Genomic DNA, 16,511 nt, shown 5'->3' with positions numbered 1-16,511 from the left:
GTATGTGTGGGATTACCGGGATCTTCGATCTGCGCGGGCAGCGTGAGCTGGATCGCGGCGCGCTGGCGCGAATGAACGAGTCACAGCACCATCGCGGCCCTGACGAAGGCGGAATACATGTCGAGCCCGGCCTCGGTCTCGGCCATCGCCGGCTGTCGATCATCGACCTGTCGACCGGTCAGCAGCCGCTGTACAACGAAGACCAGAGCGTTTGCGTGGTATTCAACGGCGAGATCTACAACTACCAGGAACTCATTCCCGAGTTGCTCTCACTCGGCCACGTCTTTCACACGCGCAGCGACACTGAGGTCATCGTGCATGCCTGGGAGTCGTGGGGGGAAAGTTGTGTGCAGCGCTTTCGCGGCATGTTCGCCTTTGCCTTGTGGGACCGCCATCGGCAAACGCTTTTCCTTGCCCGCGACCGCCTGGCGGTCAAGCCGCTGTTCTACGCCTGCCTGGCCGATGGGCTGTTTCTGTTTGGCTCTGAGCTGAAGTCGCTGCTCGCGCACGGCGGACTGCCGCGCGAGATCGACCCGCTGGCGGTCGAGGAGTACTTTGCCCTGGGCTATGTGGCCGAGCCGCGGACGATCTTTTGCCAGGCGAGGAAATTGCCGCCGGGCCACACGCTGACGCTGCGCCGGGGTCAGCCGCTGGCCGAACCGAAACCCTATTGGGACCTTCGCTTCAGCCTGCATCAACCGCTGTCGCTGGAGGATGCTTGCGACGAACTCAACAGGCGGCTGCGCGAATCGGTCCGTCTGCGCATGATTTCCGAAGTTCCGCTGGGCGCTTTCCTCTCCGGTGGCGTCGATTCGAGCGCCGTCGTGGCGCTGATGGCCGGACTATCGCCGGCGCCGGTGAACACTTGTTCGATTGCCTTCGACGATCCAGCTTTCGATGAAGCGAAGTTCGCCCGTATCGTCGCCGACCGCTACCGGACCAACCACCACTCGGAAATGGTTGCCAGCGACGACTTCGATCTGGTTGACACGCTTGCCCGGCTGTACGATGAGCCGTACGCTGACAGTTCGGCGATTCCCACCTACCGCGTCTGCCAACTGGCACGCCAGCATGTCACGGTGGCCCTTTCCGGCGACGGCGGCGACGAAACCTTCGGCGGCTATCGTCGCTATCGCCTGCACATGATGGAGGAACGCATGCGCTCGGCGCTGCCGCTCGCCTTGCGGCGGCCCTTGTTTGGCCTGCTCGGTCGCGTGTACCCGAAAGCCGATTGGGCGCCACGTGTCTTTCGCGCCAAGACGACCTTCGAGGGAATGGCGAGAACGGCCGTCGAAGCCTACTTCCACTCCGTCTCGATACTGCGTGCTCCGATGCGGCGGCAACTGTTCACCGACCGTTTCCGGCAGCAGATCGGCGGCTATACCGCCGAAGAGGTGTTTCGTGGCCACGCGCTACGGGCGGCCACCGACGATCCGTTGGCCTTGATTCAGTACCTGGATCTGAAAACCTATCTGGTTGGTGACATCAACACCAAGGTCGACCGAGCCAGCATGGCGCACTCGCTGGAAGTGCGCGAGCCGCTGATGGATCACGAACTGGTCGAGTGGATGGCGACCCTGCCCTCGTCGCTGAAGCTGCGCAGCCAGGAAGGAAAATTCCTCCTGAAGAAGGCGATGGAGCCCAGCCTGCCCTACGACGTGCTCTATCGTCCCAAGATGGGCTTTGCTGTACCACTGGCGCGTTGGTTTCGCGGCCCGCTCAAACAGCGGATCCGCCAGGCGGTACTCGGTGATCGCCTGGCCGAGACCGGCTGGTTCGATCAGGCTTATCTGCGTCAGGTGGTCGATGCGCATCAGTCGGGCGCCGCCGACCACAGCGCACCGCTATGGACGGTTCTCATGTTCGACGCTTTCCTGCGCAATGTTCTCGATTCGACCACCGCCTCTGCGCAAACTCGTGCCAATGAGAACGCGGTGGTGTGAACTGACTGGGTTCGCCCTCTGATGAGCAATCTCCTCTATCTCGTCCACCGCCTCCCCTATCCGCCCAATAAGGGAGACAAGGTACGTTCGTATCACCTGCTCAAGCATCTGGCGGCGCGCCACCGCGTGTTCCTGGGGACGTTCATCGACGATCCGCAGGACGAGACCTATGTCGAGACGGTGCGCGGCTATTGCGCCGATCTGCACGTTGCCCGCCTCAATCCCAAGCTTGCCCGGATACTCAGCCTGCGCGGCTTGCTCAGCGGCCAGGCGCTGAGCCTGCCCTACTACCGCAACGCCGGACTGCAAGCCTGGGTCGACCGGACCGTGCGCGCCGAGAAGATCGACGCGGTCGTCGTCTTTTCCTCGGTCATGGCTCAATTCGTCGAGCGCCACACGGACATCACCAGCCTGGTCGACTTCTGCGACGTCGATTCGTACAAATGGACGCAGTACGCCGGGCGTCACCGCTGGCCGATGTCCTCGCTCTACCGACGCGAAGGCGAGCGCCTGCTTGCCTTCGAGCGTCTGGTCGCCGCCCGTTCCAGCCGCTTGTTCTTCGTCACGCCGGCGGAAGTCGAGCTGTTCGTCGGCCTCGCGCCCGAGTGCGCCGGGAAGATCGAAGCGATGTGCAACGGCGTGGACGCCGACTATTTTTCGCCCGCGCACGAACTGCCCTCACCGTTTGCCGTGGGCGAATTGCCGATCGTGTTCACCGGCGCCATGGACTACTGGCCGAATATCGACGGGGCAAGCTGGTTCGCCAAGGAGGCCTTGCCACAACTGGCGCGCGACTGGCCGGAGCTGCGTTTCTTCATCGTCGGGAGAAGTCCGACGCCGGCGGTGCAAGGCTTGGCCAACAACCGTATCGTCGTCACCGGAACCGTTCCGGACGTTCGCCCGTACCTGCGTCACGCCGCGCTCGTCGTTGCTCCCCTGCGTCTGGCGCGCGGCGTGCAAAACAAGATTCTTGAAGCGATGTCGATGGGCCGACCGGTGATCGCCTCGGCCGAATGTGCGACACCGATTGACGCGGTCGCCGAGCGTGACTTTCTGACCGCGGGCGGCATCGACGATTTCGTCGCACAAGCCGGCGCCTTGTTGCGCGCACCGGAGCGCGCTGCGGCGATCGGTGCGGCCGGGCGAAAGCGCGTGCTCGAGCGCTACAGCTGGGATGCGCACCTGTCGACCATCGACCGCCATATCGGGTTGACCGCAGGCGGCAGGGAGCCGGTCCGATGAGCCTGCGTATTCTGCACATCCTCGATCATTCGATTCCGCTGCACAGCGGCTACACCTTTCGCACGCTGTCGATTCTGCGCGAGCAGCGCAAGCTCGGCTGGCAGACGTTTCATCTGACGACGCCGCGGCATCTGGCCGGTCGTGCGCTCGAGGAGGAGGTCGATGGCTGGCATTTCTTCCGCACGCCCGTCAGCGAAGCGGGTGGCCGGCGTTGGCCTGGCCTCGATGAACTCGCCTTGATGCGGCGTGTCGAGGAACGCCTGCTGGAGGTGGCGCAAAGGGTGAGGCCGCAAATCCTGCACGCGCATTCGCCAGTGCTCAACGCCATCCCCGCCTTGCGCGTCGGTCGGCGGCTTGCTCTGCCGGTGGCCTACGAGGTGCGCGCTTTCTGGGAAGATGCTGCCGTGGACCACGGTACGACGCGCGAAGGAAGCCTGCGTTACCGCCTGACGCGCGGCTTGGAAACCTGGGCGCTGAAGCGCGCCGATCAGGTGTTCACGATCTGCGAAGGACTGCGCAGTGACATCGTTCAACGCGGGATATCCGCTGAGAAGGTTACGGTCATTCCGAACGCCGTGGACATCGAATCGTTTGTCGGCGGCGGGCCGGTCGACGAGGGGCTGAAGAGCAAGCTTGGTTTGGGCGGCGCGACGGTGATCGGCTTCATCGGATCGTTCTATGCCTATGAGGGGCTCGATCTGCTGATCGATGCCCTGCCCGAAATCCTGCGTCACCGGCCGGACGTGCGCGTCCTGCTCGTCGGCGGCGGACCGCAGGAGGCAGCGCTCAGACAACAGGTTGAGCGTCTCGCTCTCGAGTCGAAGGTGGTCATTGCCGGACGCGTGCCGCATAGCGAGGTGCAGCGTTATTACGACCTAGTCGATGTGCTGGCTTACCCGCGGCATTCCATGCGGCTGACCGATCTGGTCACGCCGCTCAAACCGCTCGAAGCGATGGCGCAGGGTCGCCTGCTCGTTGCCTCGGACGTCGGCGGACACCGCGAGCTGATTCGGCACGGCGAGAACGGCATCCTCTTTCGTGCTGGCAGCAAGGAGGCTCTGGCGGGAGCCATTCGGCAACTCCTGTCCGAGCGCGAGCGCTGGCCGGCGCTGCGCGCGGCCGGGCGGCAGTTTGTCGAAAGTGAGCGCAACTGGACGGCGAGCGTGGCGCGCTACGCCCAGGCGTACGCCCGCATCGTCCAGACCGGAAGCGCTTGATGCCCCCGGCCGCGCGCTCACCCAGCCCCCTTTTCTCGTCGACCAATGCCTGACCCTTTCCCGAACCTCATCCGTCGCCAGCGGGGCGACGGGGATGCCGGTCACGGGCAGCGTGGCCGGCCCGATGGCGAAGGTGCCTGATGCGCGATCTGCTGCTTTCCGCAATCGTCTTCGGCTCCTTGCCGCTGATCCTTTACCGGCCGCATATCGGGGCCCTGATGTGGGTGTGGATCGGCATGATGAATCCGCACCTGCTGACTTTCGGTTTCGCCGCACGCATCCCCTTCGCTCAGTTGGTTGCTTTGGCGACCTTGATTGGCTTTGCCTTCACTCGGCGCAAGCAGGCGTTTCCCCTCAACACGATCACCGCCCTGCTCATTTCGTTCTTTCTCTGGATGTGCGTGACACGGATTTTCGCGCTCAATGCGGACGACATCGTGAACGAAATGTGGGGCCGCGTATTCAAGATTCAGTTGATGCTGTGGGTCACCTTGATGTTGATTTCCGGTCGCCAACAGATCGAGCAGTTGATCTGGGCGATCGTCATTTCAATTGGCTACTACGGGGTCAAAGGGGGCATCTTCACAGCGCTGACTGGCGGTGCGTATCGCGTGTGGGGACCCCAGGGCTCGTTCATCGGCGGCAACAACGAACTGGCGCTGGCCCTGGTCATTCTCATCCCGCTGCTGTATTACCTGTGGTCGACCAGTACCCGTCGCTGGTTGCGCTATGGCTTGCTTTTTGCCATGTGTACCTGCGCGCTGGCCGTGCTCGGCAGCCATTCGCGCGGCGCGCTACTGTCGATCAGCGTCATGGCAGCCTTCCTGATCGTGAAAAGCGGCCGGCAAGTAAGACTCCTTCTGCTCGCGCCGATACTTGCTGGCGTTCTGCTCTTTGTCATGCCAGAGAGTTGGTGGATGCGTATGGAAACGATCGAGTCCTACGAGCAGGACACTTCGGCGATGTCGCGCCTGCACACCTGGCGAATGATCTGGACGTTGGCGCTCGACCGCCCGATCGTTGGCGCCGGTTTCGATCTGAGCAATCCCCTCCTGTACCAGCTCTACGGTGAAAACAAGGAGGTGACCGCACACGCTGCGCACAGCATCTATTTTCAGGTTCTGGGCGAACACGGCTTCGTTGGCCTCGCCCTCTACCTGTGCCTGGGTTACATCAGTTGGCGCTGGGCAGCCAAGCTTGCCCGGAAGACGGGCAACGCGGAGACTGACTTGTGGGTACCGCAACTTATGCGCATGGTACAGACGAGCATGATAGGCTTTGCGGTTGGCGGCGCCTTCCTGGGCTTGCTGCATTTTGACCTTCCCTACTATCTTGTCGGCCTGATCGTGCTGACTCACCGCGAGATGCGCGCTACCACCGCGGTCGGCGCTGCACCTGCGGCAAAGCCTCCCACGACTGGTCCGACCCATCATGGAGATCAGCTCAAATGAGGGTGTTTCGTCCCCGCTTCGTGCTCCGGCAATGGCGAGCGTGCGGCCGTTTGGCCACCGCGTTTGCTCTGAGGCGAGTGTTGGTCGCTGCAGCCGTAGTCGCCGGCTTGCTCGGCGGTTCGCGTGTGCTGGCGGATACGCAAAACGACATGACGAAGGAAGAGTACGCGCTGTTGCCCGAGATGTGCCACCACAAAGCATGGGTCTGGGCCCAGAATATGCTCCCGTCGGGCTCGGAGAAATGGGAGAACTATTTTGGCAAGTCCGATTTTCTGCCCGTCCATCACTATTGCTGGGCACTCGTTTCCCTGGCACGCTCGTACCGCGTCGGACTTACGACACAGGAGCGAGAGTTTTACTTGCGCATAGCCGATGCGGATATCGTGTATGTCATCAACAACAGCAGTTCGAAGACGCCCTTGCTGGCCGAACTATGGACCCGGCGTCTGCAGGTCGCCGTGCTGCAGCGCAACAATTCGGCCGCGGCCGATGCGTTTCGCGCTGCTGTGCAGGCCGATGCCAAGTATTGGCGGGCTTACTGGTGGTGGGCCTACTGGCTGAACAAGAACGGCAAGAAAGGGGAAGCGATCAAGGTGATTGAAGAGGGGCAACGCAACGCTCCCGGGGCGCGTGGGCTGGAGAAGCTGCTGCTCGAGATTCGCGGCTCTGGCAAGGCGAAGGCGAAGTAGCCGATGGCGCTCTGGAAGACAGCGTATCGGATGCTGGCCCCCGGCGGGCGGCGCAGCAAACTCCTGATCTTTATCTTTCATCAGGTTCTGGCCGAACCCGATCCGCTGCGTCCCTACGAGCCGGATGCCGAACAGTTTGACTGGATGGTTCAGCACATCGCACGGAACTTCAGCGTTCTGCCGCTCGCGGAAGCTGCCGCTCGCCTGGCCGACGGGTCGCTGCCGCCGGCGGCTGCCTGCATCACGTTTGATGATGGCTACCGCAACAACGCCGAACTCGCTTTGCCGATTCTGCTCCGGCACGGAGCTGTGGCGACATTCTTCGTCGCGAGCAGCTTTCTCGGGCAGGGACGCATGTGGAACGATGATCTTATCGAGGCAGTGCGCCAGCTCGGCTCGACGGAAGTCGACTGGCACGCGTACGGCTTGGGTGCACACCGTCTGGCAACACCAGCCGATCGCCTGCAGTGTCTGGAGACCGTTCTGCCACGCCTCAAGTATTTCCCGCATGGCGAGCGCGCTCGCGTCGCCCGCGCGATCGCACGTGCGGCCGGCGTCGCCGATGAGAGCAGGATGATGATGGAAGCCGACCACCTTGCGCGGCTGATCGCCGGCGGCATGGAAATCGGCGCGCACACCTGCAGCCATCCGATCCTCAGCCAGATCGGACGCGAGGAAGCGCGCGATGAGATTGTCCGTGGTCGAAGTGAACTCGAGCGAATGACCGGCCGCCCGGTCCGCCTGTTCGCCTATCCAAATGGCGATACACGCCGCGATCTCGGGCAACGCGATGTAGATCTGGTGCGCGACCTCGGCTTCGCGTGTGCAGTGATCACCGATCCCGGTTTTGCCGTTGCGGCGACGAACCCGCATATGCTACCCAGATTCACTCCCTGGGACCGCACGCCAGGACGCTTCGCAATGCGTTGTGCGATGATTCTGGCCGGCCGTCTGTAACTTTGGCTGCGCGCAGGCGAGCCGCCTGCAGCGAGGGGGAGAGCACATGAAGGCGATGCTGCTTGAAACGCCAGGTCGAGCGCTGCGGCTCGTCGAATGGCCTCGGCCGCAGCCGGATGCGGGCCAGATTCTGCTCGCGGTACGCGCGTGCGGCGTCTGCCGGACGGACCTGCACGTGTTCGACGGCGAGTTGCAGCAAGCCAGGCTGCCACTTGTCCTGGGGCACGAAATCGTTGGCCGGGTAGTTGAGAAAGGCGCCGGTGTCGAACGCTTTGCGCTCGGTCAGCGGGTGGGCGTTCCCTGGCTGGGCCGCACCTGCGGCCACTGCCCTGAGTGTGCGCGCGGTTGCGAGAATCTGTGTACGGAGGCCGAGTTCACCGGCTATACGCTCGATGGCGGCTACGCCGAATTCGCTCTCGCCGATCAACGCTATTGCTTCGCTCTGCCTGATTGCTATTCCGATGCCGAGGCGGCGCCCTTGCTCTGCGCCGGGCTGATCGGCTATCGTTCGCTGATGGCTACCGGCGAAGCACGTCGTCTCGGCATCTATGGCTTTGGCGCGGCGGCACACATCATCGCCCAGGTGGCGCATTGGCAGGGGCGGGAGCTGTACGCCTTTACCAAGCCGGGCGATCTTCCCGGGCAGGATTTCGCCCGCCAGATGGGTGCCGATTGGGCAGGCGGGGCCGACCAGGCGCCGCCGGAGGAACTCGACGCTGCGATCATTTTCGCCCCGGCGGGCGAACTCGTCCCGCAGGCGCTGCGCCATACGGCGAAAGGCGGAACGGTTGTCTGCGCCGGTATTCACATGAGCGATATCCCGGCTTTTCCTTACGCGATTCTATGGGGGGAGCGCTGCATTCGCTCGATCGCCAATCTGACGCGCCAGGATGGCGAGGCGTTCTTCGCCGTCGCCCCGCGGGCCGGCGTGCGTACCGAAGTGACGACATTCCCGCTCGCCTCGGCGAACGAAGCGCTGCAGCGCCTGCGCGCCGGTCAGGTACAGGGTGCCGCAGTCCTCGTCGTAGACTGAGCGCGCAAGCATGTTTTCAGAAGCTGTAGCGCAACTCGGTATAGACCCGATCCTTGCGGTCGTAGCGGCCAAAGAAGCCGCTCGCCGGACCTTTGAACCAATCGGCGCCAAACGCCAGGCGCCAGTTCTTCTCGAAGTTCCAGAGGATACGCGGACGCAACAGCCAGTCCGTCCGGTTCAGGCTGGCAATCCACAGCGCCTGGGCTTCCAGCCGATCACCAAACTTGCGGTTGAGCAGCACGCTGACGCCATTTTCATTCCGGTCGGGAATGATCGCGGAGTTGTGATCCATGACATGGCTTTGGAACAGTTGCAAATTGATGCGCGTGTCGGCGAGCTCGGTGTAGTCGAGCCCGAGAATCCAGTTGAGTGTGTTCTGGCGCACCACCCCGTCGGCATCGCTGAAGTCCTTGACTTCGTAGCGTTGTCCGCGGGTGTAGACGGCTTCGGCCTTGATCACCACACGCCCGAGATCCTTGCCGAGCGTCGCTCCGAACTGTTCGATGCGTTCGTGCCGCGCCTGATACACCGGCGTCGGTTGCGGCGCGCTGACCATCTGGCGGTAAAAGGTCGGCGCGGTGTTCATGCTGCTGTAGGCGAAAGCAGCAAGGTCCCAGCCCTCGCGCAGGACTGACAGGCGCAAACCATAGTTGGTGTGCGACAGATTGCGCGTCGGCCTCTTCTCGTTACGGAATACTGCACTCCCCGGCGGTACCAGTGTATGGGCGAAGAACTCGGAATAGGGCTTGCCGATTTCGTCGTAGCTGGCCACTGGAATCCAGAGGAACTCGGCGTGGAAATCGTCCTTGAAATACTCGGCGCGCGCTGCCCATTGCGGAATGCGCAGGATATCAAACTCAGGCAGAATGAACTGGCGCATGTCGCGCGCCGAAACGACATCAGCGAAAAAAAGCCCGACCATCTCACCCCAGACGACGTGCTGGCGGCCAAGGCGAAAGTCCCAATCGCCCGCACCGATATCGAGATAGTTCTCGCGCAGCAGGAAGTTGGCCCTTTGATCGCGCGCCACCGCATGCGGGTAATAGTCGGTCAGCGCATAGGTCGCGTCATAGTCGACACGCGCACCCAGCTTCCACTTGACGTTGCTCGCCAGATTCCCTTGGGCAGTCACGTCGGCGCGCGTCATCATTGCCGACCAGTGTCGCGGTCTGGCCGTGGTGTAGGCCATCTCGTTCTGGATGAAACCCCTGATCCCGGCCGGCGCGGTCGGCGCGCTGCGGCCTCCGGAGGAGGCTTTCGATGCCGTTGTCGGCTCATCGTCGCCAGGCAGAGTCTGCCGCTGGGTCGGGGTCCCGCTCTCCTCGCCTGCGTCGTCGTCGAACAGCGCGTCCTTGCTCTTCGGCAGAGCGTCGCCGCCTGCCGCGGCCAGAGTTTCTGCGCTTGCCAAGGTGCGCCTCGCATGATCGGCGGCCAAAGCCTTGCCGTCGTTCTCGGCGGTCAGTACGTCGGCCATCGCCGGCCGCGAAAACGCTGCCAGGATAAGCGCGAGCTGGCAAATGAAAGATCGGTCAGGCCGCATCGGCATTGCTGTTTTCTCCAGAAGGTGCTGACTCGGCGGTTGTCTGGCTGTCAACATGGTTATCGGCATGGGGTTCTGACGGAGGCTGGCGGACGACCGACCAGCGCGTCTGCGAGCGGCGGCGGATGCCGAGCAGGGCAATTTCACCGTCCTCAATGCGGACCAGGCGGTCCGCTTTGGCAATCACACGTTTGTCGTGCGTTGAAAAGATGAACGTTGTGCGCAGCGACGAGCGATTGATGCTCTTCATCAACAGAAGGATTTCTTCGCCGGTCTTGTGGTCGAGATTGGCGGTTGGCTCGTCGGCCAGAACGATCGCTGGCCGGATCGCCAGGGCGCGGGCAATCGCCACACGCTGTCGCTGGCCGCCGCTCAACTGATTGGGCCGATGGCTGGCGAATTTCGACAGGCCAACCACGTCGAGGAAGAACGCAACCCGCTTCTGACGTTCGGCAGGAGACAGATCGCGGCGATGCAACAGCGGGTATTCGACGTTCTCGGCGGCGGAGAGAACGGGCAACAGATTGAAGGTCTGGAAGATGAAGCCGATCGTGTGGGCGCGCAGATCGGCCAGTTGATCGGGGGTTCGACCACTGACATCCTGTTCATTGATGTATATTTTACCGCTGGTCGGCGTGTCGATACAACCGATCAGATTGAGCAAGGTGGTCTTGCCGCTACCCGACGGACCGGCAATCGCGAGGAAAACGCCGGGGTCAAACGACAAAGTAATGTCCTTCAGGGCTTGGACTTTCTGCTCGCCGAGCAGATAATCCTTATATACGTGTTCTATGCGGACAACGGGCGTTTTTTCGAAGTCAAGGCTCATGCGCTGGCAATCGGTGGAGACCTGTCCTGCCAACCGCATCAACGATCGGCACTATGGAGTGAAAACTATGGAAATCATGACCAGCCGTCATTGTCGTGTCAACACTGCGCTGCTTGCCACGGCGCTTGCCCTCTTCGCTGGCACGGCGGCGCTTGCCGCGGCGCCGGTCGGTGCGGACGACACCGAAGCCCGCCAGATCGTGGAAAAGGCAGACCAGGTGCGCTTTCCGACCGAGGGCTTTCAGGTCGATGTCACGATCACCACGACCGCCAGCGACCAGAGCAGCGATGTGCGCAAGTATCGAGTTCTCGCCAAGGGCAACAACAACAGCATCGTCCGGGTCACCGAGCCGGCTTCCGAGCGCGGTCAGATTCTGCTCATGAAGGGCCGTGATCTATGGGTTTTCATGCCGGACGTGTCGCAACCCATTCGTCTCGCCCTGTCGCAGCGGCTGACCGGGCAGGTGGCCAATGGCGATCTGGCGCGCGCGAACTTCGCCGCTGACTACAATCCGACCCTCTTGCGCAAGGAGAAGATCGGCGGCGAGGAGCACTACGTACTCGAACTGACGGGCATCGACCGCGGGGTGACCTACCAGCGCGTGGTGTATTGGGTGCGCGAAAAGGATTTCGCGCCGCACAAGGCCGAGTTCTACTCGCTGTCGAACCGCTTGTTGAAGAGCTGCAAGTACGAGAACTTCAAGACGATGGAGGGCCGGAAACGACCGACTCGCCTGGTCATGGAGGATGCCCTGCGGGGAGGCGAGCAGTCGGTGCTGGAGTACGCGAGCATGAAGCTGCGCGATCTGCCGGACAAGATCTTCACCAAAGACTATCTCAAGAAGCTTGATTAACCCAACGCAAGGAAGATATCACGTGTTTCTTTCCAGTTTGACCGAACGGGCGATGAGCCAGGGGTATCGGCGCTTTTTCCGGGTCGTTCCAGCGACGACCGAGGCGCTGCGGGCCGAGAACTATCGTGTCCGCCATCAGGTGTATTGCCGCGAACTCGGGTTCGAACCAGTGCGTGCCGATGGCCTGGAAACCGACGCTTTCGATGCGCAGTCGGTTCATTGCCTCGTCCAGTCGGTAACCACCGGCGAGTATGTCGGCTGTGCGCGCCTCGTTCTGACCAGGCCGGCGGAACGGCAGCGTCCGCTGCCCTTCGAGATTGCCTGTGAGGCTGTCCTCGACCGTTCGCTGGTCGACCCGCAGACCCTCGATCGGTCGCGCATTGCCGAGATCTCGCGCTTGGCGGTGATCGGCAACTATCGGCGTCGGCGAGGCGAACAGGACAAGCCGATCTCGCTCTCCGAGGAAGATTTCGGCACTCCCGAGCGACCGCGCCAGCCCTATCTGGCGATGGCCGTGTACCTTGCGCTCATCGCGCTGGCCCGGCACCACGGTATCACGACGCTCTTCGTTCTGACCGAACCGCGTCTGGCGGCGAACCTTGCCCGGCTTGGTGTGCGCATCGAGCGTATCGGCGGCGAGATCGAACACCGCGGAGTTCGTGTACCGTCGATGATGTCCGTGTCCGAGATCATCGACGGAATGAACTTTCTCGTCCGCGCGGTCTTTTCCGTGATCGCCGACGAAGTCGAGGCGGGCCTGCGCGCAACCGGATAGATTTCGATACCGACTCCGGCCAGGGCGCTGACCGCTCGCGCGCCGGTACCTTCCTCTCCCTGGATCGCTCCGGAGGACTGATCAACGCCATGCCAAACGTCGATTTTCGCCCACAGATTCCTGCTTGTGCGCCTTTGCCGCCGAGCGACAACATCCTCGTCGTCGGTGACGAGGGATTGAGCAGCTTTGCCTACGATCATCTACTTGTCGCCAAGGAGCGTCATGTCGAGGGATGCCACACCGGTCACGAAGCGTTCGCGCGTCTCGACCGTGGCGATATCGACCTGCTGATCCTCGATCTCGACCTGCCCGACATGCACGGGAGCGAGATCATGAAATGGATGCGGCAGAAGGAGATCCCGACCGCAGTGATCATTTTCAGTCGCCAGCCGACCGTCGAGTCGGCGATTGGTGCGTTGCGGCACGGTGCCTGCGAGTTCATCCGCCAGCACGACGAACCGGCGGAAGTCGTCGAAAGCGTCGAACGTGCCTTGCTGCGCCGTCGGCGCGAGCGCGAGTGCGCGCTGATGGTGGTTCGTCTCGAACACTCGGAGCGTCTTTATCGCCTGCTCGTCGAGCAGTCGCCGGATATCATTTACACGCTCGACGAAAAGGGTTGTTTTCTCTTCGTCAATGGTCGGGTGCAATTCCTGCTAGGTCACTCGCAGGAGGAACTGGTTGGCCAGCATTACTCGGTGATCGTACATCCCGATGATGTCGAGCACGCACGCTTCGCCTTCAACGAGCGGCGTATCGGCGACCGCGCCAGCACCAACGTGGAAATTCGTCTGCAAGGCAAGGTTCCGGGCGTTCGCCACTTCGAGAACCGGACGATCGTTACCGTGCTCAGCGCGCGTGGTCTGTATGCGCGCCAGAACGAACTCGCGGAACCGCATTTCATCGGTACCTCAGGCGTTGCGCGCGACATCAGCGAACGCAAGAAGAGCGAAGAAGCGATCAGCTTTCAGGCCTTCCATGATTTGTTGACCGGGCTGCCGAATCGGGTCCTCTTCAAGGACCGCCTGACGGTTGCGCTGCGCCAGGCGAAGCGGCAGGGCCGAAGGCTGGCCGTCATGTTCATCGACATCGATCGCTTCAAGCTGGTCAACGACACCTACGGTCACCATGAGGGAGACGAACTGCTCAAGTGCTTTGCCAAGCGCGCGCGCGCCTGTTTGCGTTCGGGCGACACGCTGGCCCGCCAGGGGGGAGACGAGTTCACCATTCTGCTGCCCGATGTCCATTCGGGTGAGGACGCTGGAGCGATCGCCGACAAGATCCTGGGCGAGCTGAAGCGTCCCTTTACCATCGCCGGCCAGCCGCTGCACGCCACGGCCAGCATTGGTATCGCCCTCTTCCCGGACGACGGCGAGACGCCCGATGCGCTGCTCGGCAATGCCGATATCGCCATGTATCAGATCAAGGGCCGCGGCAAGAACGGCTACCTGCAGTACCAGCCGGAAATGCGTAGTGGGCGTAGTCATCGGGTCACGCTCGAGCGTGATCTGCGCTTGGCGCTCTCGCATGGCGACCAGTTCGAGGTGTACTATCAGCCCTTGATCAGCATGAGTCGACAGCAGACGATCGGTGTTGAAGCGCTGCTTCGCTGGCATCACCCCGAGCATGGGCTGATGTCGCCGGATCTCTTCATCCCATTGGCGGAAGACAGCGGAATGATCGTCGAACTGAGCAACTGGGTCCTCAACCAGGCTTTGCGCCAGCTCTCGCATTGGCGTGGTACGGGCCTGAGCGAGTTGCGACTGGCCCTCAACATCTCGCCCCGGGAGTTCTCCGGCAGCGACCTGTACGAACGACTGATGCGTGGACTGCAGGTGCACGCGGTGCCGGCTGATGCGCTCGACATCGAAATCAGCGAACATCTGCTGACCGAGGATGCCGAGCGTCACATCGATATCGTCAAGCGCCTGCACCATGAAGGGCTGCGCGTATCGATCGATGACTTTGGCACGCGCTACTCGTCGCTCAACCACTTGCGGCGTTTTCCGATCAGCAGCCTGAAGATCGACCAGTCGTTCATCCGCGACCTCAATCCGCACAACATCAAGTCGACCGCGATCGTCGATGCCATTTTTGGCATTGCGCGCAGTTTCGGCCTGCGTACGCTCGCCGAAGGCGTCGAAACCGACGTGCAGAAACAACTGCTGCGCGGACTGATGTGCGACGAAATGCAGGGCTTCCTGTTCAGTCGTCCGCTGTCCGCGGCCGAGTTCGAGGAGTTTCTGGCGGCTGGGGCATTTCCATCGACCGCGCACTGAGGCATCGCGTGGTACGCCCTGCCCAGCGTCGTGGTGGCGAGCGGGCGCGTATGGCCTGACCGAGCGTCGCCGGCGGATTTGCCGGCCGGCGCCGGCGGCGGCTGCTAGAATCGCCGCCTCCGATTCCGCGAGTGCTGTTTCCGCCATGTCCACCGATTACCTGGAAAGAATCCTCAACGCTCAGGTCTACGATGTTGCGGCCGAAACGCCGCTCGATCCAAGCCCGGGGCTGACCGCCCGTCTGGGCAATCGCCTGTTGCTCAAGCGGGAGGATCTGCAGCCGGTGTTTTCGTTCAAGCTGCGCGGCGCGTACAACAAGATCGTGCGCCTGGCGCCGGACAAGCTGGCGCGCGGAGTGATTTGCGCTTCGGCCGGCAATCACGCGCAGGGGGTAGCGCTGGCGGCGGCAACGCTGGGCTGCCGGGCGGTGATCGTCATGCCGACGACGACGCCGCAGATCAAGCTGCAGGCGGTCCGCGCGCGCGGCGGCGAGGTCATTCTCGCCGGCGAATCCTACGACGAGGCTTACCGGCATGCGATCGAGCTCGAGCTAGCGGAAGGGCTCAGCTTTGTTCACCCTTTTGACGACCCCGATGTGATCGCTGGCCAGGGAACGATCGGCATGGAAATCCTCCGCCAGCACGCGAAACCCATTCATGCCGTTTTCTGCGCCGTCGGTGGCGGCGGTCTGATCTCCGGCGTCGCCGCCTTCATCAAACGCGTCAGGCCGCAGACCCGGATCATCGGGGTCGAATCTGCCGATGCAGATGCCATGGCGCGCTCCCTGCGCCAGGGTGAGCGGGTTAGACTCGAGCATGTCGGCCTCTTCGCCGACGGAGCCGCGGTGAAATACGTTGGCGAGGAGACCTTCCGGCTTTGCCGGATGTACGTCGACGAAATGGTGCTGGTCGATACCGATGCCATTTGTGCGGCGATCAAGGACGTCTTCGAAGACACGCGCGCCGTTCTCGAACCGGCGGGCGCGCTCGCCGTGGCGGGCGCCAAGGCTTACGTTCAGGCGCACCAACTGCGCGAGCAGACGCTGGTTGCCGTCGCTTCCGGTGCCAACCTCAACTTCGATCGACTGCGTTTCGTTGCCGAGCGCGCAGAGATCGGCGAGCAGCGCGAAGCCGTCTTTGCCGTGACCTTGCCCGAGCAGCCCGGCGCCTACAAACGCTTCGTGTCGCTGCTCGGGCCACGGCACATCACCGAGTTCAACTATCGCTACAACGACGCTCGTCAGGCGCACGTCTTCGTCGGTGTGCAGGTTGCTTCGCGCGGCGAAGCGCAGCAACTCCTGGCACGCCTGGCCGAGAACGATTACCCGACGCTCGATCTGACTGACGACGAGATGGCCAAAGGGCACATTCGGCACTTGGTCGGTGGCCACTCGCCACGCATCGACAACGAGTTGCTCTACCGCTTCGAGTTTCCCGAACGTCCGGGTGCGCTGATGAACTTTCTCAACCGGATGAGTTCGGGTTGGAACATCAGTCTCTTTCACTATCGCAATCACGGTGCCGACTACGGACGCGTGCTGGTCGGTATGCAGGTACCCAAGAACGAGATGGGCGAATTCGCCGACTTCCTTGACTCGCTGGGTTACGCGTACTGGGATGAGAGCAGGAACCCCGCCTACAAGCTCTTTCTGGGCTAGTTTATTTCGAACTGGAATACCATTCTAACTATTTATTCTTTCTTGGAAT

Annotated in this window: 13 protein-coding genes; 11 read left to right on the top strand and 2 right to left on the bottom strand. The window is 62.4% G+C overall.

What is annotated here, in order from left to right; translation table 11 throughout:
- Nucleotides 1-2 precede the first annotated feature (2 nt).
- From RKP46_RS02060 to RKP46_RS02030, 7 genes are all read left to right on the top strand, one after another.
- Nucleotides 3-1,943: an XrtA/PEP-CTERM system amidotransferase gene (locus RKP46_RS02060; RefSeq protein ID WP_311105086.1), complete on the top strand. Its 1,941-nt coding sequence runs from the start codon at nucleotides 3-5 to the stop codon at nucleotides 1,941-1,943.
- A gap of 21 nt (nucleotides 1,944-1,964) precedes the next feature.
- Nucleotides 1,965-3,185 (top strand): TIGR03087 family PEP-CTERM/XrtA system glycosyltransferase, encoded by a 1,221-nt coding sequence (locus RKP46_RS02055; protein ID WP_311105085.1) that lies wholly within the window; start codon nucleotides 1,965-1,967, stop codon nucleotides 3,183-3,185.
- Nucleotides 3,186-3,187: 2 nt separating this feature from the next.
- Nucleotides 3,188-4,402, top strand: a complete 1,215-nt coding sequence (locus RKP46_RS02050) for a TIGR04063 family PEP-CTERM/XrtA system glycosyltransferase (RefSeq protein WP_311105103.1) — start codon at nucleotides 3,188-3,190, stop codon at nucleotides 4,400-4,402.
- Between the two features lie 140 nt (nucleotides 4,403-4,542).
- A complete protein-coding gene (locus RKP46_RS02045; protein WP_311105084.1) occupies nucleotides 4,543-5,853 on the top strand; it encodes a putative O-glycosylation ligase, exosortase A system-associated in 1,311 nt (436 codons plus the stop codon).
- Nucleotides 5,850-6,542, top strand: coding sequence for a hypothetical protein (locus RKP46_RS02040; RefSeq protein WP_311105083.1), 693 nt, complete (start codon nucleotides 5,850-5,852; stop codon nucleotides 6,540-6,542). The genes RKP46_RS02045 and RKP46_RS02040 overlap by 4 nt, the downstream gene beginning before the upstream one ends.
- 3 nt (nucleotides 6,543-6,545) lie before the next feature.
- Nucleotides 6,546-7,499: a polysaccharide deacetylase family protein gene (locus tag RKP46_RS02035; protein ID WP_311105082.1), complete on the top strand. Its 954-nt coding sequence runs from the start codon at nucleotides 6,546-6,548 to the stop codon at nucleotides 7,497-7,499.
- A 46-nt stretch (nucleotides 7,500-7,545) separates the two neighbouring features.
- Complete coding sequence (locus RKP46_RS02030) at nucleotides 7,546-8,532, top strand: zinc-dependent alcohol dehydrogenase family protein (protein WP_311105081.1); 987 nt, start codon at nucleotides 7,546-7,548, stop codon at nucleotides 8,530-8,532.
- A 16-nt stretch (nucleotides 8,533-8,548) separates the two neighbouring features.
- On the opposite strand, the gene RKP46_RS02025 is transcribed toward RKP46_RS02030, so the two are convergent.
- Together RKP46_RS02025 and RKP46_RS02020 are read right to left on the bottom strand one after the other, a co-directional pair.
- The gene (locus RKP46_RS02025) at nucleotides 8,549-10,006 is read right to left on the bottom strand and encodes a DUF1302 family protein (RefSeq protein ID WP_311105080.1); all 1,458 of its coding nucleotides are present in this window, start codon (nucleotides 10,004-10,006) and stop codon (nucleotides 8,549-8,551) included.
- Between the two features lie 55 nt (nucleotides 10,007-10,061).
- Entirely contained in the window at nucleotides 10,062-10,901 is an 840-nt protein-coding gene (locus RKP46_RS02020) for an ABC transporter ATP-binding protein (RefSeq protein ID WP_311105079.1), read from the bottom strand.
- Nucleotides 10,902-10,968: 67 nt separating this feature from the next.
- Between RKP46_RS02020 and RKP46_RS02015 the strand changes: the two genes are divergently transcribed.
- From RKP46_RS02015 to ilvA, 4 genes are all read left to right on the top strand, one after another.
- A complete protein-coding gene (locus RKP46_RS02015) occupies nucleotides 10,969-11,754 on the top strand; it encodes an outer membrane lipoprotein-sorting protein (protein WP_311105078.1) in 786 nt (261 codons plus the stop codon).
- Between the two features lie 22 nt (nucleotides 11,755-11,776).
- Nucleotides 11,777-12,529 (top strand): PEP-CTERM/exosortase system-associated acyltransferase, encoded by a 753-nt coding sequence (locus RKP46_RS02010; protein ID WP_311105077.1) that lies wholly within the window; start codon nucleotides 11,777-11,779, stop codon nucleotides 12,527-12,529.
- 89 nt (nucleotides 12,530-12,618) lie between these two features.
- Entirely contained in the window at nucleotides 12,619-14,805 is a 2,187-nt protein-coding gene (locus RKP46_RS02005) for an EAL domain-containing protein (RefSeq protein ID WP_311105076.1), read from the top strand.
- A gap of 109 nt (nucleotides 14,806-14,914) precedes the next feature.
- On the top strand, nucleotides 14,915-16,462 hold the full coding sequence (ilvA, locus tag RKP46_RS02000) for a threonine ammonia-lyase, biosynthetic (RefSeq protein WP_311105102.1): 1,548 nt from the start codon (nucleotides 14,915-14,917) through the stop codon (nucleotides 16,460-16,462).
- The last annotated feature ends 49 nt before the right edge of the window (nucleotides 16,463-16,511 follow it).

The organism is Accumulibacter sp., from assembly GCF_031732815.1.
GTDB lineage: Bacteria > Pseudomonadota > Gammaproteobacteria > Burkholderiales > Rhodocyclaceae > Accumulibacter.
This window is presented reverse-complemented; position numbering and strand designations above follow the sequence as displayed.